Consider the following 22,527-nt stretch of genomic DNA (forward strand, 5'->3'; position numbering starts at 1 on the left):
CGCTTCAGTCCCCGCGGCCGACCGAGGAGCCCTCTCGGCGGTCGAGCAGGGAGCGCGCGGCCGGACCGGGCCCGGACCCCGCGCGCTCGCGGCCGGGAATCGGCGCGTCGACGTCGGCGTCGGCGACGGCGAACCGAGAGAGGTCGGCGACGCCGGCGTCGACCTCGTCGACCGAGCCGTACGGGCGCCCGACGACGATGTCGCCCGCCTTGCTCCGGTTGATCCCGGGGACCGCCGTCAGCTCGGCCATCGACGCCGCGTTGACGTCGAGGGGGTACGGGACGCCCGTCACGGAGCGGTAGCCGTGGTCGGTGATCGCCACGTCGATGGCGGTGCCGAGCTCGCGCTCGCCGGGAACGGCGACGAGGAGGGCGTACGTGCCGAGCTGCCGGCCGAACGTCTTCCCGTCCTGGTGGTACTCCAAGTGGAGGTCGGGGAGCACCGTCCCGGGCGGGACGACGCGGTCGAGCATCGGGTTGTCGACCGTCTCGCGCACCTCCCGCTTGTACGCCTGGAACTGGTCTTTGTGCTCCTGGGCGATGTCGGCGCCCGTCTCGGCCATCTCGGTGCCGGCGAACGCCATCACCTGCCGGATGTTGATTCGCCGGAGCATCAGCCCCTCGTCGTAGACGCTCTCGAGGAAGCGCTTGTTGTGCTCGTACGTCTCCGGGCGCTCGCCCGTGAGCCCGTGGACGAGGTTGATCCCGGGGAGGAGCTTCGGGAGCCGTGGCGAGGCGTCGGGCCCGGTCGAGGGGCCGACCACTCGGTCGTCGGGGCCGGGGGTCGTCTCGGGGGTGTCGCCCGGGCGCCACCCGCCCTCCTCGTTGACGACGCGGACGGCCTCCAGACACTCCTCGGCGGTGACGAGCAGGTTGTTCCGCTCTTGGACGACCGGGTCCGCCGATTCGAGCCCGAACGCGGCGGTGTCACCGGGCGTGTTGTGCGCGGCGATGACCCGGATCGCCTCGCGGGAGGCCTCGGGGTAGTCGGTGATCGTCACCGGGTTCATGTTGTCGAGGTGGAGCGTCCGGAGGTCGGGCGCGGCCTCGCGGATCCCGCCGTACAGCTCACGCAGGGCGTCGGGGTTCGGCGCTTCGCCGTCGCCGCCGAACGCGAGGATGTCGGCCTGTCGGCCGAGCCGGAAGTGCCTGACCCCGCGGTCGGAGAGCGCGTCGACCTCGTCGACGACGGAGCCGGGAGTGCGGAACGCCGGGTCGCCGTACAGCGGCTCCGTGCAGAACGAACAGCGGTAGGCGCAGCCCCGGGAGGTCTCCATCTCGCAGATGAGGTAGTCCGGGTGGTTCGGGTGTTGCTCGACGACGAACGCCCCCTTCTCGGCCCACCGATCGATCTCCGCGTTGTCGCGCATCCGGTTGCCGAACCCCTCTAACCCCTCGCTGACGAGGTCGTACGCGGCCGCCTCCACGTCGCCCATGGCGACGAAGTCGTAGTCGAGGTCGTCGCGCTCGGTCTCCTGGGCGCCCGCGTTCTCTTCCCCGACGCCGAACCGCACGGGGCCGCCGAGCAGGGTGACGCCGTCCGCGGTCCAGCCCAGCTCCCGAACCTCGTCGGGCTCGGCCGGGGTCCCGCCGACGTACTTCCCGGGGACCGTCATCCCGCCGACGTACACCATGAGGTCGGCGTCGGCGACGTCCGCGCGCTTCGAACGGTCGTCGCGCAGCTCGTCGATGGTGTGGTAGGTGATCCGCGACTCGGGGACGCCCGCGTCGACGAGCGCGCCGGCCGTGTACCGCGGGTACGTCGAGATGTACGGGGGGACGCCGAAGTGCGCCGGCTCGTCGACGTAGCCGTCGACGACCGTGACGGAGAGGTCGGCCGGATCGGGCGGGAGGGAGCCGCGGTCGGCCGGAGCGGAATCGGTCATGTTGCCCCACCGTAGTCGGCCGAGACGGGAAAAGCGTGCGGAACGGCGGGGCTCGCCGGATCGGGCATCGCTGCGCCGCGAGCCACGACGCCGCTCAGCCGTAGATGTACCCTTCGAGCGCGACCGCGTCGGGGTCGTCGAACGCCGCGACGTCCGTCTCGTACCCCCGCTTCCACGCGGCGAACGCCCCGACGCAGGCGGCGACGGCGTCGAGGGCGTCGCCGCCCGCCTCGGCGACCATTGCGTCCGCGAGTCCCTCCCCGGATTTATAAGCCACCTCGGCCGCCTCGACCAGCCCCTCGGCGTTCCGCCGGCGACGGGTCGCTTCCGACTCGCCGCCGCCCTTGTAGCTCGTCCGGTAGAGCCCGAGGCGGTCCAGCACCGCGGCCGGATACGTCTCGAGGACCGTCGGTCCCGGCGGCGTCCCGGGCCGCCACCCCCCCTCCGTCCGGTCCATCGGCGCGAACCGGACGTCGTCGGCGAGCGGCGCGAGCACGTCGCGCATGCCGTAAAAGGCGATCGTGTCGGCGATGAACCCGTACGGTGATCGCGCGCCGACGGCGGCGTCCGTCCGGCGCTTGTCGTAGGTCCCCTCGCCGTACCGTTCGGTCAACCCGACACAGCGCTCGGCGAACGCCCGGACCGGGTCGCCCGCCGCGTCGCTCTCGTCGCCGCCGTCACCAGCATCCCCCTCACCGGCACCGATCGATTTCGGGAACTCGCTTATAAATGAACGCCACGAGTCGTTGCCGGTCTCCTCGACGACGAACCGGGGGAGCCCGAACGGGAAGTCGAGCCCGACCGCAGCGCTCTGGTCGCGCTCGCGGACCCACGCCGCGAGCGCCGGGAGCGCGTCCTCGCGGGCGGCGCCTCGACGGCCGCGGCCGTCGCCGTCGAGGCCGGCGAGTTCGGCGAGCGGCCGGAGATCGGTCACGAGCAGCCCGTCGCTCTCGGGGTCGACCGTCCCGCTCGCGACCCACGTCTTCCGCCCCGCATCGTCCGCCGCCGCGCTGAAGTCGACGCCGTGGACGCGGACCGGCCCGTCGCCCGCCCGGTCCGCCCCGCCGCCGTCGTCGGTACCCTCCATGCACGGACGGCCGCCGCCACGCCGTTTAAGCCCTCGCCGACACAACAATAGCGTATATGCCATCGACGATGGAGGTCAAATGCGAGAGCGACGACTGCGAGCTCGACATGTTCGAGAACCACTACACGTACGACGTGCCCGACGACCACGCGGTCGAGGACCTGTCGTGCCCGTACTGCGGCGGGAGCGACCTCGCCGAGATCGAGGTGTAACCCGTGAGCGAGCTCGTCGAGACCGGCCGGTCGATCGTCCGTCGCGCCCTCGAACGCGTCGGCCGCGGGTGGAGCAAGATGCAGGAGCGTCGCCCGCTCTCGTACGACCTCCTCGAGAGCGACGACGCCTACCTCGTCGTCTTCGACGCCCCCGGCGTCCGCGGCGACGACCTCAACGTGACGTTCCTCGACCACACTGTCGAGGTCGAGCTCGACCGGTTCCGCGACTTCTACGACGGCTACGAGATGCTGTTCCCCGGGCGGGGGATCTCGCTCTCCGGGAGCGCCGACCTCCCCCGCGACGCGAACGTCACCCCGGAGGGTGCGAACGCGACGCTGACGCGCAACGGGACGCTTCAGGTGGAGATCCCGAAGAACGACGACGCGCGGGACGTCGCGGTCGTCGAGGAAGACGACATCGACGAAGCCTGACCCCGGCGAACGCCGACCGCGCTCCTATCGCTTCTCCCCGATCCGCCCTTCGACCGACATCCCCTCCGTGATCTCGAACGCCTCGCCCCCGTCGAACCGGTCGGGGTCGAACGGGTCGATCCACGGCGACTCGCTGTCGGCGTCGGTCCCGTCGAGCGACGCCAGCACGCCCTCGGCGACGTGCTCGCCCACCGCCGGCGCTCGCATGAAGCCGTGGCCCTGCCAGCCGGCGGCGACGAACAGGCTCCCCGCCCTTCCCACCGGTCCGACGAGCGGGTCGCCGTCGGGCGTCGCCGTGCAGAGCCCGGCCCACGCCCGCTCCGAGTTTAACTCGCCCCCGCTCACCGCGTCGACGCGCTCGCGGAGCGTCTCGGTGACGGAGTCGACGAACCAGTCGTCGCCCCCGCGCTCGTAGTCGTCCGGGTCGGCCGCGACCGGTTCGGTCCCGTCGCCGGCAAGCAGGCCGGTGGGACGGGGCCGGAGGTAGACGCCCGCGCTCGCGTCGTAGACCATCGGGCCGTCGTAGGCGACCCCGGTCGTCAGCGCCTGCACGCGGTACGGGACCACCGGGACCGCGACCCCGACGTCGGCGAGGACGTCGGCGGTGTGCGCGCCGGCGGCGACGACGACCGCGTCGAACTCCCGGGTCTCGGCGCCGCTCCCACCGTCGGCTTCGATCCGGAGCTCGGCCGCGTCGCCGGTCAGCGAGACGGCCGTCTCGGTCTCGACGGCGACCCCTTCGCGGCGCGCCCGGCGTCCCATCGCCGCGACGTAGCTCGCCGGGTCACACCAGCCCGCGCCCTCGGCGACCGCGGCGACCGCGAGGTCGTCGGTCGCGACCGGGAAGCGATCGCCGAGGGCGTCAGGGGTCACGAGGGAGACGTCGCGGCCGTGCGAGCGCATCCGGTCGACCATCGCGGGGACGGCGTCGGCGTCCGGGTCGCCATCGCGGACCGCGATCACGTACGGGCAGGGCGTGAATTCGAACCCGGGCAGCGACCGGTCGATCGCGCGGAACCGCTCCATGGCGCGGGCGGCCAGCGCGGCGTCGACGTCCTCGGCGTACGCGTCGTACAGCACGCCGGCGGCGCGGCCGGAGCTCCCGGCGCCGAGGTCGCCGCGCTCGTACAGCGTCACGCTCGCGCCGCGGGCCGCGAGGTCGGCGGCCGCGGTAACGCCGACGGCGCCGCCCCCGACGACCGCGACCGCGGGCGAGTCTCCGGAACTGCTTCGCGCGGGTCGGCTCATGCGCTCGCCTCTCGCGGGACGGTGTTAACGGTAGCGCCGGGCGGCCGTCGACGCGGGGCGCCCCGGAGGCCGACCCCCCGCCGGGTGACACGCGTGTCCCCGCCCACGTTATGCGCGTCGAGCCCGTTGATCGAGTATGAACCAGCTCGTGGACGGAGAGTGGAGGACTGACACGTACGAGACGACGGACGAGGAGGGCTCGTTCCAGCGCGGCGAGACGACGTTCCGGAACTGGATCGCGGGCAGCGACGTGCCGGACCACGTCGACGCCGAGCCGGACGAGCGGTTCCAGCCCGAGGCGGGCCGGTACCACCTGTACGTCTCCTACGCCTGTCCGTGGGCGCACCGAACCCTTATCGCGCGGTCGCTGCTCGGCCTGGAGGACGCCATCAGCGTCTCGGTCGTGGACCCGTACCGCGGGGAGGGCGGCTGGCAGTTCACCCCCGAGAAGGAGGCGTGCACCCGGGACCACCTGCGCGACAGCGACTACCTCCGCGAGCTGTACGTCGAGGCCGACCCCGACGCCACCTGTCGGGTGACCGTCCCCGTCCTCTGGGACACCGAGGCGGACACGATAGTCAACAACGAGTCCCGAGAGATCCTCCGGATGCTCTCGACCGCCTTCGACGACCTCGGCAACGACGTCTCGCTGCTGCCGGACGACGGCGACGAGGCGACCGTCGCCGACGTCGACGAGGTCGTCACCGAGATCTACGAGCCGGTCAACAACGGTGTCTACCGCGCCGGCTTCGCGAAGTCCCAGGGGCCGTACGACGAGGCGATAGACGAGCTGTTCGGCGCGCTCGACCGCTGGAACGAGCACCTCGCCGACCAGCGCTACCTCGTCGGGGACTCGCTCACCGAGGCCGACATCTGCATGTTCACGACGCTGATCCGGTTCGACCAGGTGTACCACACCCACTTCATGTGCAACAAGAAGCACATCCACCAGTACGAGCATCTGTGGCCGTACCTCCGCGACCTCTACCAGACCGAGGGCGTGACCGAGACGGTGAACATGAGCCACATCAAAGAGCACTACTACACGACCCACCCGGACGTGACGCCCTCCGGGATCATCGCGCGCGGTCCCGATCTGGAGTTCGAGGCGGACCACGACCGCGACGCGCTCGGCGGCGAGGCGCCGACGCCGACTGCCGACGACTGAGCGCCACACGGCCCGCGCGACAGCGGCTATTTATAAATGAACTGCGGCGCGTGCCCGTGAGCGGCCCCTGGGCCGCGAACAGCGAGGGACCTTCGGTCCCTCTGGCAGCCGGCGGCTCTGCCGCCGGCTGCCCGTGGCGCTACGCGCCACGCTGCCGCGAGGACGAAGCCCGGCGACGCAAGCACTACGAGGAGCGAATGGAGTGAGCGACTGACGCGCGCAGCAAGCCGCGCGAGTCGTCGCGGCTGGGGCGCCGGAGGCATTCACCACCGATCCGCAGACAGCTACTTATAAGCGATCGGCCGGAACTTCGGCGGTACTCGCCGAAATCGCCTCTCCGACATATCGTCGCCGACAACGGCTTCAAGTGCGCGCTCGTCCCACCGGAGAGTAGCAATGGAGCCGCCGAACATCGAGCGGTTGGACGAGCGCACCGTCCAGCGCATCGCGGCCGGCGAGGTCGTCGAGCGCCCGGCGAGCGTCGTCAAGGAGCTGATCGAGAACAGCCTCGACGCGGGCGCGAGCCGCGTCGCCGTCTCGGTCGAGGCCGGCGGCACCGAGGGGGTCCGCGTCCGCGACGACGGCGTGGGGATCCCCGCCGACCAACTCGAGGCCGCCGTCGCGGAGCACGCCACCTCGAAGATCGGCGACATCGAGGACCTCGACCGCGGGGTCGGCACGCTCGGCTTCCGTGGCGAGGCGCTGTACACCGTCGGCGCGGTCTCGCGGCTCACCGTCCGGTCCCGCCCCCCGGACGCCGAGGCGGGCGCCGAGATAACGGTCGAGGGCGGCGACGTCGGTGAGGTCCGGCCCGCAGGCTGTCCCGAGGGGACGACCGTCGAGGTGACGGACCTCTTCTATAACACCCCCGCCCGAAAGAAGTTCCTCAAGCGGACGACCACCGAGTTCGACCGGGTGAACACGGTCGTCACGGGCTACGCGCTCGCGAACCCCGACGTCGCGGTCTCGCTGGAACACGACGGCCGCGAGACGTTCGCGACCGAGGGGAACGGCGACCTCCGGTCGGCCGTGCTGGCCGTCTACGGCCGCGAGGTCGCGGAGGCGATGGTGGACGTGGCGTGGGAACCCGACGGCGGCGTCGATTCGGCCCACGCCGCCGGCGACCCCGACGACCCGCCCGTCCGCCGCGTCACGGGGCTCGTCTCGCACCCGGAGGCGACGCGCTCGACCCGTGAGTACCTCGCCACCTACGTCAACGACCGGTACGTCACCGCGAGCGCGCTCCGCGAGGCGGCACTGGACGCGTACGGCGGCCAGCTCGCGCCCGACCGCTACCCCTTCGCGGTGCTGTTCGTCGAGGTGCCCCCCGGCGACGTCGACGTGAACGTCCACCCCCGCAAGCTGGAGGTCCGCTTCGACGAGGAGCCCGCCGTGCGCGCCGCGGTCGAGGAGGCGGTCGAGAGCGCCCTGCTCGACCACGGCCTGATCCGCTCGACCGCGCCGCGGGGCCAGTCGGCCCCGGATCAGACCGAGATCACCCCTGAGGGCCCCGACACCGAGGCCGTCGGCGGCGCCGGGACCGACCACGAGCGCGCGGCGCTCGGCGACCGCGACGCCGGCGACGACACGGGAACCCCCGACGAATCCGCGACCGCCGCGTCCGAACTGGACCCGACGGACGAGGACGCGTGGTCGGTGGGCGACGCGGACTCGGACGGCGCCGTCGACGCCATCGACTCCACAGAATCCCCCGCCGACCGTCCTTCACCGCGGAGCTGGCAGTCGGACACGGACGACGCCGAGACCGACTCGGGAGACGGTGACGCGGCGGCCGCCGAGGTCGATTTCGAGGGCGACGCCGAGACGCCGGGGGGACTCGACCGGTTCGGCGACGGCGAGGCCGACGCCAACACCGGTCTTGCGACCGACGTCGACGCCGACTCCGCGACTGACGCCGACTCCGCGACTGACGCCGACTCCGCGACGAACGCCGATTCCGCGGCGGACGCCGCCACCGGTCCCGCTCCGAACGACCCCGCTCCCGCGTCGGACGAACGTGGGGCTCCGGCGACCGAGTCACGCTCGACTCCGACCGCCCAGCGCACCCTCGCGGGCGACACCACCGAGGCCGCGGAGCGGACCTACGACTCGCTCCCGCCGCTGCGGGTGCTCGGCCAGCTCCACGAGACGTACGTCGTCGCGGAGGCGCCCGACGGGCTCGTGCTGATCGACCAGCACGCGGCCGACGAGCGGGTGAACTACGAGCGCCTGCAGGCGGCCTTCGCCGACGGCGCCGACGCGCAGGCGCTCGCGGAGCCGGTGCGCGTCGAACTCACGGCGCGCGAGGCGGCGCTGTTCGACGACTTCGTCGACGACCTCGCCGCGATCGGGTTCCGCGCCGAGCGCGCCGGCGAGCGCGAGGTGGCCGTCCGGTCGGTCCCCGCCGTCTTCGACGCCGCGCTCGACCCGGACCTCCTCCGGGACGTCCTCTCCGCGTTCGTCGGGGACGCCACCGAAGGCGACGAGCCGGTGACGGACGTCGTCGACGAGCTCCTCGCGGACCTGGCGTGTTACCCGTCCGTGACCGGGAACACCTCGCTGACCGAGGGGCGAGTGGTCGACCTGCTCGACCGGCTCGACGCCTGCGAGAACCCGTACGCCTGCCCCCACGGCCGCCCGGTCGTGATCCGGCTCGACCGCGACGAGATCGGATCGCGGTTCGAGCGCGACTACCCCGGCCACGCGGGTCGGCGCGCGGAGTGAGACCGCCGCGTCGGGAGCGGTGTCGACGAACCGGATCGGGGTCGCCGACGCGGTGGCGGATATTATTCGAATTGATAATTTTGTGCTGTTGATTTATGTTGTTCGTCTCGTGACGTAGATTATGAGCATTGCAGGGGTCAAAGGCAGTTACGGCGTCAAACTGGGACTGGGATACGTCGCCACCGGCGCGTTCGTCGTCACAGTTGGAATGGTGACCGGCGAGGTCAACGCGACGATCGTCGCGGCCGTGGCCGGCCTCCTGACGCTGGGGTCGATCAACGCGGCCGAGACGATCGCCAGCGTCACCGAAATCGCGGCGCAGACGCGTCGCGTCGCCGAGGGGGACATCGACAGCGAGGTCAGGTCCACCCGCACCGACGAGTTCGGCCAGTTGGCCGGATCGATCGAGGAGATGCGGGCCTCGCTGAAGTCGCGATTAGCGGAGATGGAACGGGCACAGGAGGAGGCGGAGACCGCCCGGACGGAGGCGACCGAGATGGCCGACCAGTACCGCGCGACCGCGGAGCAGTACGGCGAGGTGATGGAGCGCGCGGCCACCGGCGACCTCACGCAGCGGGTGGACGTCGACGTGGACAACGAGGGGATGGCGACGGTCGGCGAGTCGTTCAACCGCATGATGGACGACCTGCAGGCCACAGTCGAGACGGTGACCGAGATGGCCGACCGGATCGAGACCGACGCAGGCGATATGGCCGAGATGAGCAACGAGGTCGAACAGCAGGTCTCCGGGGCGGTCGGGTCCGCCTCCACGATCAGGACGCAGGCGGAGGACCAACGCGAGGAGCTGGGGTCGATCGCGGCCGACGTCGAGGACGTCAGCGCCTCCGCGGAGGAGATCGCGGCCACCGTCGACGACCTCTCCGCCCGCAGCGAGGAGGTCACGACGGCAAGCAGCGACGCCCGGGAGTCCTCGCGGGCCGCCCTCGACGAGATGGCCAAGGTCGAGACCGAGGCGGAGCGGGCCGTCGACCGGGTCGAACAGCTCAGGGAGGGAATGGACGAGATCACCGAGATCGTCGACATCATCGGCGGGATCGCCGAACAGACCAACATGCTGGCGTTGAACGCCTCGATCGAGGCCGCCCGGGCCGGGGGCGACATGGACGGGGACGGATTCAACGTGGTCGCCGAGGAGGTGAAGGGTCTCGCCGAGGAGACCCAGTCTCGGGCCAACGAAATCGACGCCATGATCGATGAGATCGCCGACCAGACCGAGGAGGTGACGGTCTCCATCCGCTCGACGCAGGAGCGGGTCCAGGCCGGCACCGACACCGTCGAATCGACGCTGACCGACATCGAGACGATCGCCGACTCCGTCGACGAGATCAACCAGTCGCTCGACGAGATACGCCAGACGACGGCCGAACAGGCCGACACCGTTCAGGACACCGCCGGCTCGGTCGACTCGATCACCGACCTCAGCACCGAGACCGCCGACACCGCGGCCGACACGGTCGAGCAGGTCCGGAGCGGGCAGGAAGTCGTGGAGCGCGTCTCCGACTCGCTACGGGCGTTCCAGCAGGACGCCGTGACCACGCTCCAAGACCGCGTCTCCGCGTTCACGGTGGAGGGCGACGGTCGAGGCGGGCCGACCGGCAGCGGAACGGCGCCGCCACGGGCGACGACCGACGGGGGTGACCGATGACCGACCCGATCACGGTCGCGTACGGGGCGGCCGCCGCCGCCTTCCTCGTCGGCGTGGGGATCTCGGCCGCGCTGTACGCCAGCCTCGGGAGCTCGACCAACCGCGGCCGCCTCGCCGCGCTGGCGATCATCCCCGGGTTCGCCGGCATCTCGTACGTCGCCATGGCGCTCGGGATCGGGACGGTCACGGTCAACGGCACGGAGTTCGTCGGATTCCGGTACGTCGACTGGGTGATCACCACGCCGCTTCTGGTCGGCTTCGTCGGATACGTCGCCGGGGCGTCCCGCCGCACCATCGCGGGCGTGATGCTCGCCGACGCGCTGATGATCGTCTTCGGCGCCGCCGGGGTCGTCGCGGGCGGGACGACCAAGTGGCTGCTGTTCGGGGTGTCTTCGGTGTTCCACCTCTCCCTGTTCGGCTACCTGTACCTGATATTCCCGCGGACGCTCCCCGATAACCCGATGCAGCGCGGGCTGTTCAGTCTGCTTAAAAACCACATCGGACTGCTGTGGTTGGCGTACCCGTTCGTCTGGCTGATGGGCCCGGAGGGCATCGGCTTCGCCGGCGCGGTCGGGACCGCGCTCACGTACGCCTTCCTGGACGTCCTGGCGAAGGTGCCGTACGTCTACTTCTTCTACGCCCGTCGACGGGCGTTCGGCGACGTCGGGACGGCCGAGCCGACCGCCGACCGAACGCCGGCGACGGCGGACTGACTCCGAGCCCTCCCGCACCGGTCGGCGTCGTTCCTCGCACCTGTCGACTGCTTCCCTCCACAGGTTGATGGCTCCCCTCCACAGGTCGACGGCCTCTCTTCCACCGACCCGCCCCCGGCCGCAGAGAGGTACGCTTTAGGCCGACGCCGTGGACCCACGCGTATGGAACGCGTAGCGATCGTCGGCGCGTCGATGACCCGGTTCGGGCAACGCGACGCCTGGGTGCGCGAGCTGCTGGCCGAGGCGGGCGCGGCCGCGCTCGATGACGCCGGCGTCGACGGCGGCGACCTCGATCACCTGTACGTCTCGAACATGGCCAGCGGCGAGTTCGAGGGCCAGACCGGCGTCCCGAACGCCCTCGCGCACGACCTGGCGGCCACCCCGGCGTACACCGCCCGGATCGACCAGACCTCCTCGTCGGGCGGTGCCGGCGTGTACGCCGCGTGGCAGTCGGTCGCCTCCGGCGCGAGCGACCTCACGATGTTGGTCGGCGGCGAGAAGATGACCCACCGGACGACCGCGGAGGCGACCGACGTGATCGCGTCGCTCACGCACCCGGTCGAGTACAAACAGGGCGTCACGCTCCCCTCCTTCGCGGGGCTCACGGCCCGCCTCTACCTCGACGAGTACGACGCGCCCCGCGAGAGCCTCGGGAAGGTGGCGGTGAAGAACCACAAGAACGGCGTGGACAACCCGCACGCGCAGTTCCGGAAGGAGGTCGACCTCGACACCGTCCTCGACTCCCCCATAGTGGCCGACCCCCTCCGGCTGTACGACTTCTGTCCGATCACCGACGGCTCCGCCGCGCTCGTGTTCTGCCCGGAGTCCGTCGCCGAGGAGTACGCGCCCGACGGGAACTACGCCGTCGTCTCGGGGATCGGCGGCGCGACCGACACCCACGTCGTCCACGAGCGCGCGGACCCGACGACGATGGGCGGCGTCGTCGACTCCTCGGACATCGCCTACGAGATGGCCGGGATCGGCCCGGACGACGTCGACGTGGCGGAGCTCCACGACATGTTCACCATCCTCGAGTTCCTCCAGAGCGAGGACCTCGGCTTCTTCGAGAAGGGCGAGGGGTGGAAGGCGGTCGAGGAGGGCGTCACCGACCGCGACGGCGAGCTCCCGATCAACACCTCCGGCGGGCTCAAGTCGAAGGGGCACCCGCTCGGGGCCAGCGGCGTCGCGCAGGTGTACGAGATATTCAAGCAGGTCACCGACGACGCCGGGCCGCGGCAGGTCGAGGCCGACGCGGGGCTCGCCTGCAACGTCGGCGGGTTCGGGAACTGCGTGACCACGACGATCCTGGAGGGAAGCCAATGAGCGACCACGAGAGCGACGAGACGGCCGGAAGCGACGCGGACGAGCAGGAGGAGCCGACCTTCGAGGCCGCCGAGTACGCGGATGGGACGGTCACCTACCCGCCCCACACTGTGGGCCCGAACGGCGCCGAGCGCGTCGGGACGGTCGACCTCCGCGAGTACGAGGCTCGGGTCGTCACGTGGACGACGTCGACGGCGACGCCCCCGGGCGTGCGCGAGCCGAACACCCTCGCGATCGTCGAGTTCGACATGGGCGACGACTACGACGGGCCGGTGGTCCGCGCGCTCGGACAGATAGCCGAGCGCGGAAGCAGCGACGGCGACGACGGCGAGGGCGACGAGCAGTTCGACGTCGACATCGGCGACCGCGTCGAACCCGTCTACGCCGCCGACCTCAGGGACCCAGGCGCGGGGATCCGCGAGCCGGAGAGCCAGGAGTGGGACGGCTTCCGGTTCCGGCCGGTCGAGTGATCCAGCGACCCGTTTTTAAATAGCCGCTCAGTCCCGGAACCGCGACGCCGCCGAGTCGCTGAGCTTGCCGAGCCGCTCCTCGTGGCCCCCGTCGAGCGTGTAGGCGTCGGGCCGGTATCGGACCTCCTCGGTCACCCCGTGGGCCTCCCTGAGCCGTCGCCGAACCCGGTCGACGTCCGCCCGGTCGAAGTAGTTCGGCGTGAACACGAGCACGGCGTGTTCCGTCTCTCCGAACGCCTCGCAGCCGGCGCGGGTCACGACCTTCGCGTCCCAGAACCGCTCGGCCGCGACGTCTTCGACCACCGCCTCCCAGAGGTCGTCGACCGTCTCGGGCGGACGCTCGACGAGCCACTTCCCGCTCAGGTAGGTCGTTTCGAGAGCGAGCCGGTCCGCGTCGGCGACGGTCTCGGCGTCGGCCGGGAGCGGTTCCTCTCCGCCCTCGTCGCCGCGGGGCAGGTCCGCCTCCCTCGTCGCCGCGGGCCGCGTCACGCCGTGTTTCGGGAAGTAGCCGTCGCGAGCGTTCCGCGGGAATCCGGTCACGTGTTTGACCCGGAGCCAGTGCCACCCCGGCTCGTCGATCTCGGTCGGCGTGCGATCAGTGACCATGGGACACGTTTCGTGTCCCGGCAAAAAACGGTCTCGTCTTCAGATCCGGCGGAAATCGCCGAGCCGCGTCCCGTTCAGGAGGTAGGCGTCGCCGGCCGGGAGCGCGTCGGGGAGGAACGGCGCGAGGAACGACTGCCCGTCGACGTTGACCCACGTTCCGCCGGAGCGCTCGTTGAACGCCGGGAAGACGACGAGTTCGGGCGGCTCTCCCCGGACGGCGGCGTCGCCGTCCGCGTCGCTCCCATCGACGAACGTCGCCGGGTCGAGCCGCCCGCGGAGCCACACCCGCTCGACCCGCGACCCGCCGACCGAGTCCTCCAACCGGACCCGCGGGTGCTCGTGGCCCATACACACCACGTCGGCGCCGAGGAGCGCCGGGTCCGGCCACGTGTGACCGTGGCAGACGCCGACGCCGCCGGTTCCGGCTCTCCCGTCCTCGTCGCCCTCACCGCCGCCTATCACGCCACCGTCGGCCCCGATCACGTCGAGGTCGCTCGCGAACGCCTCGGCGACGCCGGCGTCGTGATTCCCCTCGACGAGCGTCATCGGAACGCGGTCGGTCACCGCCCCGATCAGGGCCTCCAGCTCCTCGCGCTCCTCGCCCTCGGGCGCCGCGATGCGGTGGGCGAGGTCGCCGAGAACGACGAGCCGGTCCGCGCCCGTCTCCGCGAGGAGATCGCAGAGCCGCTCGCGGCGCTCGTCGGCGCGGCTGTCGAGTTCGACGCCGCGCTCGTAGCGCAGGCCGACCTCGACCCCGGCGTGGACGTCGGCGACGAGCAGCGCCCGCTCGCCGCCGAGGTCGGCCACGGCCGCCGGCTCGCCCACGACCGGCTCGACCGCGGGCGTCGCGCCCGGGGGCATCAGATCGGCTTGAGCACGCCGTCGCCGGGCTCGTAGCACTTCCCGCTCATCAGCGCGTCCTGGATCGCGTCCTCAACGGCGCCGGCGTCCGCGCCGTGCTCGCCGATCACGCGCTCGACGACCGCCTCGCGGTCGGCGCCGTCGCCGTCGTCGAGCGCGCCCATGGCGTCGACGGCGGCGGTCTCGAGGTCGACGTCTCCGGGGGTCTCGTCGCCGTCGGACTCGTCGCCCGCGTCCGTCTCGTCGCCCCCGTCGTCTGCCGTGTCAGCCGTGTCGGCCGGTTCGGCGTCGAGGTCGGCCGCCGGGGCGTCCTCGGGCGTCTCCTGCAGCTCCTCCGGGTCGGGCACGTCGATGTCGGCCTCCCCGGGCTCTTCGACCTCGGAGCCGGTCGCGAAGTCGGTGCCGAACTCGGACTCGATCTCCTCGCGCTCCGTCTCGCCGAGCTCGTACATCTCGTCGCTCGCGGGGTCCGGGTCGCCGGCGTCGGAATCGGACGATACCGAGGCGTCGTCGGTCCCCTCGCCGGCGGCGCCGAGCGTCTCCTCGGGGGCGTCGGCGTCGCCCTCGCCATCGCCGCCCTCGTCGACGTCGCCGCCGGTCTCGAAGTCCCCGAGCCCGCTGTCCCCGGCGTCCGCGGTCGACCCCGCGCTGCCCTCGATCGGGTCGGTCTCGTCGGCATCGGCTGCGCTCTCCTCGGCGGCGTCAGTCGGCTCGCTCCCGGCGTCGTCGAGCGCGTTCCCGGCGTCGTCGAGCGCGTTCCCGGCGTCGTCGAGCGCGTTCCCGGCGGTGTCGGTCGAACCGCTCGATTCTCTCGGTTCGCTCGAGTCGGCCGTTTCGCCCGATCCCGTCGGCCCGGGCTCTCCGCCGGCGTCGGCAGCCGCGGTCGATTCGGTATCGGTCGTCGCCCCGTCTTCGGTCTCGGCACCGGTCGCCGTCGCCGTCCCGGTACCGGTCGCCGTCGCCGTCTCGGGCTCGTCGGCCGCTTCGGTCTCGGAACCGGCGGCCGCTTCGGCGTCTCCCGACGGCGACGCGGCCCCGCTCGGCGCCTCGACCGTCACGTCGGTCTCCGGGAGCGCGCCGACGGCGGCGTCGCCCCCCGCGTCGGGGGCGAGGTCGAGCGAGCGGACCTCGTCGCGGTCGCCCGCGATCAGCTCCAAGGCGTCGACGGCGAGCCGCCGGACCGCCTCGACGTAGGCCGTCGAGGTGTCGTAGTGGCCGATCGCTTTCGGAATTCCGGCCGCGAGCGACGGCGCGACGCCGCCCGACTCGAGGGCGACGCGGAGTTCCTCGCCGCGGAGGTCGGAGTCGAGGGCCCGCTCGAAGACGGCTAGCCGGTCGAGCGTGGCCCGCGCGGCGGAGACGACCCAGCGGTCGCGGGTGTCGGCGTCGACCTCGTTGAGGCTCTCGGGCCGGGCCGAGGTGAACACGCGGTCGGAGTCCTCCGGCTCGAAGGTGCGCGCCTTCCCCGTGAGCGCGACGAACGACGGCGGGTCGGCGCGCTCTAGGAAGGCCTGCGCCTCGGGCTGGTACTGGCCGGCGTAAGTGACGAACGCGCCGGACGGGTCGACCACCCGCCCGCGGCGCGTCTCGTCGTTCACGCGCTCGACCTCGGTGAGCACGCCGGCGACGAACAGCCGGTTCACGCGCGCGCCGGTCGGCGTGACGACGTAGTTCGGGGCGCGCTCCTCGTCGCTCTCGGAGTACGAGAGCGAGGCGTCGTCGAACTCGGCGGCGAACACGCGGTGAGCGACCTCGCGGGCGCCCGGCCCGTCGTCGCTCATTCCCCCACCTCCGCGAGCGCGGCGCGGGCGGCGTCCGCGGGGTCGTCGTCCGCGAGCTCGAACTCGCTCGCGTCGAGGTTGGCGCCGTAGTCGTCGACGGAGAGGTTCCCGCGGACGCGGTACGCCCGCCCGACGAGCGAGTCGGCGATCGTCTCGGCGACGACCTCCTTGTCCATCGCCTCTTTCGCGGCGTCGAGCGCGTCCTCGAGGCCGCCCCCGTACACCTCGGCCGTCATCTCGTCGTCTAAGACGACGGTGACGGTGTCGGTGCCGTCGTCGAGGATCGCCTTCACGCGGAGGTCGTCCTCGCCGTCGACGTCGCCGTGGCTCCGGCACTGGCCGTTCTGAACCACCCGGCCGCACTCCGGACAGCGCTCGATAAGCCCGGAGCCGTCCCGGATTTCGAGGACGTTCCCGACGACCTCGACGTCGAACATCCCGCCGGAGCCGACCGCCTCGCCGACCGAGAGGCGGGGCGCGTCCTCGGCGACCTCGACGGGGTCCGGGAGCGGCGTCACCGTCGAGAACTCGGTGAGGTTGAGCGAGGGGACGCCGCGGAACTCGCGGACGTACACGTCCTCGATCCGGAGGTCGGCGCCCGGCTCCAGCTCGGCGCGGGGCTGCCAGTCCGTGAAGGGGAGCTTCGCGGTCGCGTCGCCGACGACGCCCTCCAGGATGTCGGTCTCGCCGTCGCGCCCGGAGATCGTCTTCTCGTCGACCTCCAGCACGCGGACCTCGACGTTGCGCCCGCGGTCCCCCGCGGCGATGTCGACGAGGTTGCGGTCGCCGCCGACCTCGGGGTCGACCTCGACCGGCTCGTCCGCGATGGCGACGGTGGTGGAGTCGTTGAGGTTGAGCTCCGGCGCGCCCTCCCACTCGCGGACGCCGGCGTTGCCGATCGTCAGCGAGTCGCCCGGCTCGAACCCGAAGTCCTGCCAGGCGGTGTAGGCGATGACGCCCGTCTCGTCGGCGACCGCCCCCTCGCGGATCGTGAGGTCGTCGCCCTGGTATCGGATCGTCCGCGTCCCCTGCGTGAGCACTTTGACCGTGACCGTCACGCCGTCGTTGTCGGTGGTGATATCGCCGACGTCGACGGCGTCGGGGGTCGGCGTCGAGCCGCCGCCACCGCCGCCGTGCTTCCGGCGGACGCTCTGTTTCGCCTCGTCGATCGGGACGCTGTACTCCAGTAAGTTCTCTAAGTCGGCTTTGACCTCCTCTTTGTCGACGCCGAGGTCGGAGGCGAGCTCCTCGGCATGGCTGTTGACGTCCATCGGCCCCGACTTCGACGCGACCGCACAAAAGGATTCACCACCGGGGGTGGTCCGGACGCCCGAACGACGCCGGTAGGGCTAAACCGTCCCCGTCCGCATCGTGGGGCATGGACGAGATCGACATCGACGCGCGCGTCACGGGGGAGCGAACCGTCATCGACGTGACCGGGACCCGCGACGTCGCGGTCGTCGTTCGCTCCGCGGGCGGCGAGCGGATCTACCTCCCGCCGGAGAGCTTCGACGAGCCCGTGTCGGGGTCGCCGTACACCTCGCCGTATCAGGGCGGGAGCGGGATCGACGGCGAGGAGAGCCCGTACGGCGGCGGCACCGGCAGCACCCGGGGCGTGGTCGAGACGGCCGAGGGGTTCCGGATCAGCCACCCCGAGGCGGCAACCGAGTTCGACGTCTACCGCGGCGACGAGGAGTAGGCCGTTTAAAATCCGAGCCGGGGGCCGGCTTCAGGCGACGTCTTCGTACACCGATAGCATGTCCCTCGCCACGTCCAGCCACTCTCGACGGTCGTACTCGGGGAGCCCCTCGCGGTTTAGCGCCTCGCGGAGCCCCGCGACGATCGACTCCGAGTCCGTTTCGACCTCCACGAGACAGTCCTCGGGCAGCACCTCGGCGACGCCCGAGGGGGTCGCGACGACCTGCGTCCCGGCCTCCAGCGCCTCCGTGATCGTGATCCCGAACGGCTCCGCGTACGAGGGCGAGACGAACGCGTCCGACGCGGCGTAGTAGTCGCCGAGCTCCCCCTCGGGGACGTAGCCGACGAACTCGACGCGGTCCTCGATGCCGATCAGCTCCGCGAACCGCTTCAGCTGGTCGGTCTGGTGGCCCGACCCGCCGACGACGAGGGTGACGTCGCGCCCGCGGAGCTTCTTCATCGCGAACAGCAGGTGCGAGATCCCCTTCTGGTCGGTGTGGCGCCCGACGAAGAACAGCATCTCGCCGTCGATGTCGAGCTCCTCGCGGACGTCCTTCCCGGAGAACGTCGGCGTCGAGAACCCGTTGTAGACGACGCGGGAGTCGGCGTCGTACAGCTCCCTGATGTCCCCGCGGACGATTTCGCTGACGGCGATGTTCGTGTCGGCGGCGTTCGCGAGCCGGCGCTCGGTCTCGACCTCGCGTTTGGGCGGGTCGATGTTGCGGTCGCTCGCGAGCGAGTGGAACGACGAGACCCACGTCGCGTCCGACGCGCGGGCGGCCTGTCGCCCCGGGGCGTAACCGAACCAGTCGTGCGTGTGGATCACGTCGTGATCGGGCGCCAGCTCCGCGAACCGGTCGCTGAGGCGCTCGATCCGGGCGGCGATGTCGCCGTCGCCGGTCTCGACCGGTTCGAGCCCCGGCTCGTCGTCCGGGGCGAACTCCGCGGGTAACACGAGAGTGGCCTCGATCTCGAAATCGTCGCGGAGCCCGGAGAACAGTTCGCCGACGTGGACGTCGAGCCCGCCGGTGATGTTCGGCGGGTACCCCCATCCCAGCATGAGTACGCTCGGTGGCATGGCTCCCCGTTTTGCGAGTCGGCACTTAGGTATGCCCCTCATCCGGCCGGCCGAGCGGCTCGCTGCGGCGTGAGAGTATATAAAAGGACGCTCGGCGGTGTCCGTCGGCCTCGGTTCAGGCCGCCTGCACGGCGTCGCGCAGCGCGTCAGTCCGGTCGGTGATCGCCTCGGCGGCGTTCGCGAGCAGGTCGAGCGGATCGTCGGACTCCGATTTCACCGTCAGCACCGGCTCCGTCTGGCCGCCTGACTGCTCGGGGTTCATGTCGTAGGTCGCGGCCGCGACGCCGTCCGTCTTCAGGAGGACACCCTTCAGCACGTTCATGAACGTGTGGTCCTCGCCGGCGATCTCGATGCGGAGTTCCGTGTCGGTCTTCTCGATGACCCGCAGTTCCATATTCCTGAGGTCGGGCGAGCGGCGTTTCAAGCTTTCGTCTCCCGGATATCGCCGGATGCGGACGACCCGCACGCGCGACTGATGCTTTAACCGGCGGGGATGCAGGCGACGGTGCGAAAGTCCGATGACTTCCGACAACGTGACCGGCCACTCTGCGGTGACCGTCTCTGAAGCCCCGTCCGATCAGTTATAAATAATTGGCCGCAGATCGACGGAGAACGTCTCCGAAGCCCCGGCCGTCCGCACCGCACAGCACCGCATCCGACCCCGCTCGCGACGGCTCGCGCCATCGCCGCCGCTACGCGACTGATAAATGAAAAAACTGCGGGTGCGATCGGCGAGGCGTTACTCGTCGCCGACGGCCACTTCGTCGCCGTCGACCTCGACGGATGCTTCCTCCTCGGCGGCGACCTCTCGCGGGCGCGCTTCGAGGGTCAGTTTCTGGACCTCGACGCGGCGCAGCGGGTAGATCAGCTTCGCCTCGCCGTAGACGGCCGAGGAGAGGTTCCCCTCGACGATGGCGTCGACGAACGCCTCGAAGGTGCGCTCCTCGGCGGCGGCGTGGACCTTGTCGATCATGACGCGGCGGATCGCCTTCTCCTGGGAGCGGTCGGCCTTCTTCGTCGTCAGCGCGACGGGCTGGACGCGGATCCGGTAGTCGTCCGTCGTCAGCACCGTGATCGACGCCTCGACCTTCGAGGCGCCGCGGCGGACGAGCGAGCGCAGGTAGTCCCGCGTGAGCTCGTACTTGATGAACTCTGTGTACGCCGTGTCGCTGCCGACGTCGGTGATCTTGAACGTCAGCTTCGTGTTGTTCGCGCCGGAGTCGCCGGTCAGCTCCCCCAGCGTCGTGGTGATCGTGCGGCCGACGACCTGGTCGGGCTCCTCGGCGAGCGTCTCGCCGAGCTCCTGTCGGTCGAACTGTTCGGGTGCCAGCACGGAGTACCAGCGCTTCTGTTCTCTGCTCTTGGATACGGATCGTTCGCTCATGTGTTGGTGTTGGTGTCTGTGTCGCCGTCGGTGTCGGAGCGGCGCCCTCCGTCGCCGGCCGCGAGGTGCGTCCTCGCGCGCTCGACGAGTCGGTCCGCGACGCGCAGGTTCACGACGTGGTCGTCCGCGGTCGACCGGAGCCCGCCGGTCGTCGGTCGCTCGATCGCGCACTCGATCGCGTCGCCGTCGACGCGGGTGGCCATCGAGTCGGTCTCGTCCGGGGCGAGCGCGGCGGCGACGACGGCGGCGTCGGCGTGGGTCGTCCGGACGGTCGCCGCCCGGGTCGTCCCGCCGCCGGACGCGCCGGCGTCGGTCCGCGGTTCGTCCCCGCTCATAGCGCCTCCCTGAGCGCGGCGAGCGCGCCCGTGACGTCGCCGTCGGTCTCGGCTTCACCGCCCTTCTCGCCCGCGCCGACCGCGAGCCCGCCGCGCTCGGCGGTCCCCCAGCCGTCGCCGTCGAACTCGGTCGCGACCGACCGGCAGGCGTCGCCGAGCCCGAGGGGCTCGGTGGCCGCGTCGTCCGCTGCGCGGCCACCGCCGACCGCCGCCGCGGCCAGCCGTCCGGCCGACTCGTCGACCGCGATCGCGACCGGCTCGGGCGACCGGAAGTCGCGGGCCAGCCGGGCGATGGTCGGGAGGACGGCGCCCGCGTCCGGCGCGGTGTCGCCGTCTTCGGGGCCGTCCCCCTCCCCTTCCGGGAGTTCGACGCGGACGACGACGCAGCCGTCGTACCGGCTGGTCGTCGCGGCGTCGAGCGCGCGGTGCGCCGCCAGCCCGTGGGACCGCCACGCGCCGAGCGCGGCGGTCCTGAGGTCGGCGCTCGGGTCGGTGTCGAGCGCGAGCGCGACCCCCGTGCCGGGGGCCTCGCGGGCGAGCGCGTCGAGGGCGTCGGCGTAGCCGCCGACCGTCTCGAAGGGGGTCGCGTCTCCGGTCGTCGCGTACGGGCGGAGCGCCCGCTCGACCGCCGAAGCGGCTCGCGCGCTCGCCTCGTCCGCGTCCGCGACGTCGACGGCGACCAGCGACGCGAGGCGTCGGTGGGCCTCGTCGCCGAGGTCGGCCGGGATCCCGAGTTCCGCGAGCGCGGCGCGCGCGGCCTCGGGGTCGCCGGAGTACGGCGTCCGGACGAGCGTCGAGGCCGCGAGCCCGTCCGCGAGGTCCGCGGTCGGGATCGCGACGCCGGGTCGCCGGCGGACGCGGTCCGAATCCTCGGCGGCGTCGAGGGCGTCGGCCGAGCCGTCAGTGCCGGGGACGGAGCCGGCCGCGACGACGCCCGCGAGGGCGACGACGGGGTCCGGCTCGACGCCGAGCGCGCGCGAGACCGCGAACGCGTCCGTGCTCGCCGGGCGTCCGGCACCGGAGATCGCGCGCGGGCCGCGAGCGGCGCCGACGGTCACCGAGACGCCGTCGTCGGCGTCGTCGGGGACCGGATCGGCGGCGACTCGGACCTGGAACGGTGTGCCGACGGCTCGCAGCGCCCGGGCGAGCAGCCCCGCGGCTGCCAGCGCGTCGCCGTCGTCGGTCGCGACGAGCCGGGCGAACGGCGCGTCGGCGAGGACGTCGGCGAGGGCGTCGGGGGCGGGCGTGGCGGACGTCGCTTCGGTCATGAGTTGAGTTCGGTCGTGGTGCGTTTCGCGCGTGGTCTGCGTGTCGCGTCGTGTTCGGTTACTCGTCGGTGCGTCTCGTCGGCGTCGCTACTCGTCGCCGACCAGTTCGGCGGCGCGCTCGTAGGTGTACGTGAACTCCTCGTCGATCTCGTCGCCGCGGTAGTAGTTCGCGAGACGGCGGATCTTCGACTCGGTGTTCTGGAGCGCGCGCTTGTTCTGGTGGTCCTGGTCGTTCTCCGCCATGTGCTCGCGGAGGCGAACGGCGCGTTCCATCAGCTTGCGGAGGTCCTCGGGGTACTCCGCGGCGGCGTCGTGCTCCTCGAGGATCTCGGTGAGCTTCTTGCCGGTCGCCAGCTTGACGTCGGGCACCGGAACGCCCTTGACGCCCTCGTCACGGAGCTTGAGGCCGATGACGCTGGGGTCGTGGCCCTGCTCCGCCAGTTCGACGACGCGGGACTCGATGTCCTCGGCGTCGACGTCGCTCCACTCCGGGTTCTCGTCCGTCGCCGGCTTGTCCGAACCGGACGAACCGCGACGGCGCGTGTGCATTCGTGCCATTGTCTGAAATTGGAACGGCACAACCACAAC

The 22,527-nt window shown here is 71.7% G+C and carries 22 protein-coding genes; 9 read left to right on the forward strand and 13 right to left on the reverse strand.

Annotation, left to right across the window (positions count from 1 at the left end):
* Window positions 1–4: 4 nt before the first annotated feature.
* Window positions 5–1,885, reverse strand: coding sequence for a radical SAM protein (locus N5096_RS04260; RefSeq protein WP_267663090.1), 1,881 nt, complete (start codon window positions 1,883–1,885; stop codon window positions 5–7).
* A 94-nt stretch (window positions 1,886–1,979) separates the two neighbouring features.
* Window positions 1,980–2,972 carry a DUF429 domain-containing protein gene (locus N5096_RS04265; protein WP_267663091.1) on the reverse strand — a complete coding sequence of 331 codons (993 nt, stop codon included), beginning with the start codon at window positions 2,970–2,972 and terminating at the stop codon, window positions 1,980–1,982.
* 56 nt (window positions 2,973–3,028) lie between these two features.
* Here N5096_RS04265 and N5096_RS04270 point away from each other — a divergent pair, with 56 nt between their 5' ends.
* A complete protein-coding gene (locus tag N5096_RS04270; protein WP_008004573.1) occupies window positions 3,029–3,184 on the forward strand; it encodes a DUF7559 family protein in 156 nt (51 codons plus the stop codon).
* Window positions 3,185–3,187: 3 nt separating this feature from the next.
* Complete coding sequence (locus tag N5096_RS04275) at window positions 3,188–3,616, forward strand: Hsp20/alpha crystallin family protein (protein WP_267663092.1); 429 nt, start codon at window positions 3,188–3,190, stop codon at window positions 3,614–3,616.
* Window positions 3,617–3,640: 24 nt separating this feature from the next.
* Here the strand turns inward: N5096_RS04275 and N5096_RS04280 are convergent, their stop codons facing one another.
* The gene (locus N5096_RS04280) at window positions 3,641–4,864 is read right to left on the reverse strand and encodes an NAD(P)/FAD-dependent oxidoreductase (RefSeq protein WP_267663093.1); all 1,224 of its coding nucleotides are present in this window, start codon (window positions 4,862–4,864) and stop codon (window positions 3,641–3,643) included.
* A 136-nt stretch (window positions 4,865–5,000) separates the two neighbouring features.
* Here N5096_RS04280 and N5096_RS04285 point away from each other — a divergent pair, with 136 nt between their 5' ends.
* From N5096_RS04285 to N5096_RS04310, 6 genes are all read left to right on the forward strand, one after another.
* Window positions 5,001–6,032, forward strand: a complete 1,032-nt coding sequence (locus N5096_RS04285; protein ID WP_267663094.1) for a glutathione S-transferase family protein — start codon at window positions 5,001–5,003, stop codon at window positions 6,030–6,032.
* A gap of 396 nt (window positions 6,033–6,428) precedes the next feature.
* Window positions 6,429–8,756: a DNA mismatch repair endonuclease MutL gene (mutL, locus tag N5096_RS04290; RefSeq protein WP_267663095.1), complete on the forward strand. Its 2,328-nt coding sequence runs from the start codon at window positions 6,429–6,431 to the stop codon at window positions 8,754–8,756.
* Window positions 8,757–8,877: 121 nt separating this feature from the next.
* The gene (locus N5096_RS04295) at window positions 8,878–10,422 is read left to right on the forward strand and encodes a methyl-accepting chemotaxis protein (protein WP_267663096.1); all 1,545 of its coding nucleotides are present in this window, start codon (window positions 8,878–8,880) and stop codon (window positions 10,420–10,422) included.
* Window positions 10,419–11,135, forward strand: coding sequence for a bacteriorhodopsin (locus N5096_RS04300; protein ID WP_267663097.1), 717 nt, complete (start codon window positions 10,419–10,421; stop codon window positions 11,133–11,135). The genes N5096_RS04295 and N5096_RS04300 overlap by 4 nt, the downstream gene beginning before the upstream one ends.
* A 162-nt stretch (window positions 11,136–11,297) precedes the next feature.
* Window positions 11,298–12,458 (forward strand): thiolase family protein, encoded by a 1,161-nt coding sequence (locus N5096_RS04305; RefSeq protein ID WP_267663098.1) that lies wholly within the window; start codon window positions 11,298–11,300, stop codon window positions 12,456–12,458.
* Window positions 12,455–12,928 (forward strand): PhlB family protein, encoded by a 474-nt coding sequence (locus tag N5096_RS04310; RefSeq protein WP_267663099.1) that lies wholly within the window; start codon window positions 12,455–12,457, stop codon window positions 12,926–12,928. The genes N5096_RS04305 and N5096_RS04310 overlap by 4 nt, the downstream gene beginning before the upstream one ends.
* A gap of 27 nt (window positions 12,929–12,955) precedes the next feature.
* Here N5096_RS04310 and N5096_RS04315 read toward each other — a convergent pair whose 3' ends face one another.
* From N5096_RS04315 to N5096_RS04330, 4 genes are read right to left on the reverse strand one after another with little or no spacing between them, the layout of a single operon-like run.
* A complete protein-coding gene (locus tag N5096_RS04315) occupies window positions 12,956–13,534 on the reverse strand; it encodes a putative phosphothreonine lyase domain-containing protein (RefSeq protein WP_267663100.1) in 579 nt (192 codons plus the stop codon).
* Window positions 13,535–13,573: 39 nt separating this feature from the next.
* Complete coding sequence (locus N5096_RS04320) at window positions 13,574–14,395, reverse strand: metallophosphoesterase (protein ID WP_267663101.1); 822 nt, start codon at window positions 14,393–14,395, stop codon at window positions 13,574–13,576.
* Window positions 14,395–16,176: a hypothetical protein gene (locus N5096_RS04325; protein WP_267663102.1), complete on the reverse strand. Its 1,782-nt coding sequence runs from the start codon at window positions 16,174–16,176 to the stop codon at window positions 14,395–14,397. Before N5096_RS04325 ends, N5096_RS04320 begins: the two co-directional genes overlap by 1 nt.
* A complete protein-coding gene (locus tag N5096_RS04330) occupies window positions 16,173–17,447 on the reverse strand; it encodes a Single-stranded DNA binding protein (RefSeq protein ID WP_267663103.1) in 1,275 nt (424 codons plus the stop codon). The genes N5096_RS04325 and N5096_RS04330 overlap by 4 nt, the downstream gene beginning before the upstream one ends.
* Window positions 17,448–17,554: 107 nt before the next feature.
* On the opposite strand from N5096_RS04330, the gene N5096_RS04335 reads away from it, so the two are divergent.
* Entirely contained in the window at window positions 17,555–17,875 is a 321-nt protein-coding gene (locus tag N5096_RS04335; protein ID WP_267663104.1) for a DUF7510 family protein, read from the forward strand.
* A gap of 30 nt (window positions 17,876–17,905) precedes the next feature.
* Here N5096_RS04335 and N5096_RS04340 read toward each other — a convergent pair whose 3' ends face one another.
* The 6 genes from N5096_RS04340 to N5096_RS04365 all read right to left on the reverse strand — a co-directional run bounded on the left by N5096_RS04340 (window position 17,906) and on the right by N5096_RS04365 (window position 22,497).
* On the reverse strand, window positions 17,906–18,934 hold the full coding sequence (locus tag N5096_RS04340) for a glycosyltransferase family 4 protein (RefSeq protein ID WP_267663206.1): 1,029 nt from the start codon (window positions 18,932–18,934) through the stop codon (window positions 17,906–17,908).
* Between the two features lie 133 nt (window positions 18,935–19,067).
* The gene (locus N5096_RS04345) at window positions 19,068–19,346 is read right to left on the reverse strand and encodes a DNA-directed RNA polymerase subunit L (protein WP_267663105.1); all 279 of its coding nucleotides are present in this window, start codon (window positions 19,344–19,346) and stop codon (window positions 19,068–19,070) included.
* Between the two features lie 345 nt (window positions 19,347–19,691).
* Entirely contained in the window at window positions 19,692–20,336 is a 645-nt protein-coding gene (locus N5096_RS04350; RefSeq protein ID WP_267663106.1) for a 30S ribosomal protein S3ae, read from the reverse strand.
* Window positions 20,333–20,671 (reverse strand): KEOPS complex subunit Pcc1, encoded by a 339-nt coding sequence (locus N5096_RS04355; RefSeq protein ID WP_267663107.1) that lies wholly within the window; start codon window positions 20,669–20,671, stop codon window positions 20,333–20,335. Before N5096_RS04355 ends, N5096_RS04350 begins: the two co-directional genes overlap by 4 nt.
* Window positions 20,668–21,939 carry an exonuclease RecJ gene (locus tag N5096_RS04360; protein WP_267663108.1) on the reverse strand — a complete coding sequence of 424 codons (1,272 nt, stop codon included), beginning with the start codon at window positions 21,937–21,939 and terminating at the stop codon, window positions 20,668–20,670. Before N5096_RS04360 ends, N5096_RS04355 begins: the two co-directional genes overlap by 4 nt.
* 87 nt (window positions 21,940–22,026) lie before the next feature.
* The gene (locus N5096_RS04365) at window positions 22,027–22,497 is read right to left on the reverse strand and encodes a 30S ribosomal protein S15 (RefSeq protein WP_267663109.1); all 471 of its coding nucleotides are present in this window, start codon (window positions 22,495–22,497) and stop codon (window positions 22,027–22,029) included.
* Between the last annotated feature and the right edge of the window lie 30 nt (window positions 22,498–22,527).

The organism is Halorubrum yunnanense, assembly GCF_026586675.1.
GTDB classification, from domain to species: Archaea; Halobacteriota; Halobacteria; order Halobacteriales; family Haloferacaceae; genus Halorubrum; species Halorubrum yunnanense.

What these genes read in the sequence shown, in the direction of transcription:
- N5096_RS04310 (WP_267663099.1), top strand. Translation starts at nt 12,455, where the DNA reads ATGAGCGACCACGAGAGCGACGAGACGGCCGGAAGCGACGCGGACGAG.
- N5096_RS04360 (WP_267663108.1), bottom strand. Translation starts at nt 21,939, where the DNA reads ATGACCGAAGCGACGTCCGCCACGCCCGCCCCCGACGCCCTCGCCGAC.
- N5096_RS04300 (WP_267663097.1), top strand. Translation starts at nt 10,419, where the DNA reads ATGACCGACCCGATCACGGTCGCGTACGGGGCGGCCGCCGCCGCCTTC.
- N5096_RS04320 (WP_267663101.1), bottom strand. Translation starts at nt 14,395, where the DNA reads ATGCCCCCGGGCGCGACGCCCGCGGTCGAGCCGGTCGTGGGCGAGCCG.
- N5096_RS04345 (WP_267663105.1), bottom strand. Translation starts at nt 19,346, where the DNA reads ATGGAACTGCGGGTCATCGAGAAGACCGACACGGAACTCCGCATCGAG.
- N5096_RS04350 (WP_267663106.1), bottom strand. Translation starts at nt 20,336, where the DNA reads ATGAGCGAACGATCCGTATCCAAGAGCAGAGAACAGAAGCGCTGGTAC.
- N5096_RS04260 (WP_267663090.1), bottom strand. Translation starts at nt 1,885, where the DNA reads ATGACCGATTCCGCTCCGGCCGACCGCGGCTCCCTCCCGCCCGATCCG.
- N5096_RS04325 (WP_267663102.1), bottom strand. Translation starts at nt 16,176, where the DNA reads ATGAGCGACGACGGGCCGGGCGCCCGCGAGGTCGCTCACCGCGTGTTC.
- N5096_RS04340 (WP_267663206.1), bottom strand. Translation starts at nt 18,934, where the DNA reads ATGCTGGGATGGGGGTACCCGCCGAACATCACCGGCGGGCTCGACGTC.
- N5096_RS04270 (WP_008004573.1), top strand. Translation starts at nt 3,029, where the DNA reads ATGCCATCGACGATGGAGGTCAAATGCGAGAGCGACGACTGCGAGCTC.
- N5096_RS04280 (WP_267663093.1), bottom strand. Translation starts at nt 4,864, where the DNA reads ATGAGCCGACCCGCGCGAAGCAGTTCCGGAGACTCGCCCGCGGTCGCG.
- N5096_RS04305 (WP_267663098.1), top strand. Translation starts at nt 11,298, where the DNA reads ATGGAACGCGTAGCGATCGTCGGCGCGTCGATGACCCGGTTCGGGCAA.
- N5096_RS04365 (WP_267663109.1), bottom strand. Translation starts at nt 22,497, where the DNA reads ATGGCACGAATGCACACGCGCCGTCGCGGTTCGTCCGGTTCGGACAAG.
- N5096_RS04315 (WP_267663100.1), bottom strand. Translation starts at nt 13,534, where the DNA reads ATGGTCACTGATCGCACGCCGACCGAGATCGACGAGCCGGGGTGGCAC.
- N5096_RS04330 (WP_267663103.1), bottom strand. Translation starts at nt 17,447, where the DNA reads ATGGACGTCAACAGCCATGCCGAGGAGCTCGCCTCCGACCTCGGCGTC.
- N5096_RS04355 (WP_267663107.1), bottom strand. Translation starts at nt 20,671, where the DNA reads ATGAGCGGGGACGAACCGCGGACCGACGCCGGCGCGTCCGGCGGCGGG.
- N5096_RS04335 (WP_267663104.1), top strand. Translation starts at nt 17,555, where the DNA reads ATGGACGAGATCGACATCGACGCGCGCGTCACGGGGGAGCGAACCGTC.
- N5096_RS04295 (WP_267663096.1), top strand. Translation starts at nt 8,878, where the DNA reads ATGAGCATTGCAGGGGTCAAAGGCAGTTACGGCGTCAAACTGGGACTG.
- N5096_RS04285 (WP_267663094.1), top strand. Translation starts at nt 5,001, where the DNA reads ATGAACCAGCTCGTGGACGGAGAGTGGAGGACTGACACGTACGAGACG.
- N5096_RS04265 (WP_267663091.1), bottom strand. Translation starts at nt 2,972, where the DNA reads ATGGAGGGTACCGACGACGGCGGCGGGGCGGACCGGGCGGGCGACGGG.
- mutL (WP_267663095.1), top strand. Translation starts at nt 6,429, where the DNA reads ATGGAGCCGCCGAACATCGAGCGGTTGGACGAGCGCACCGTCCAGCGC.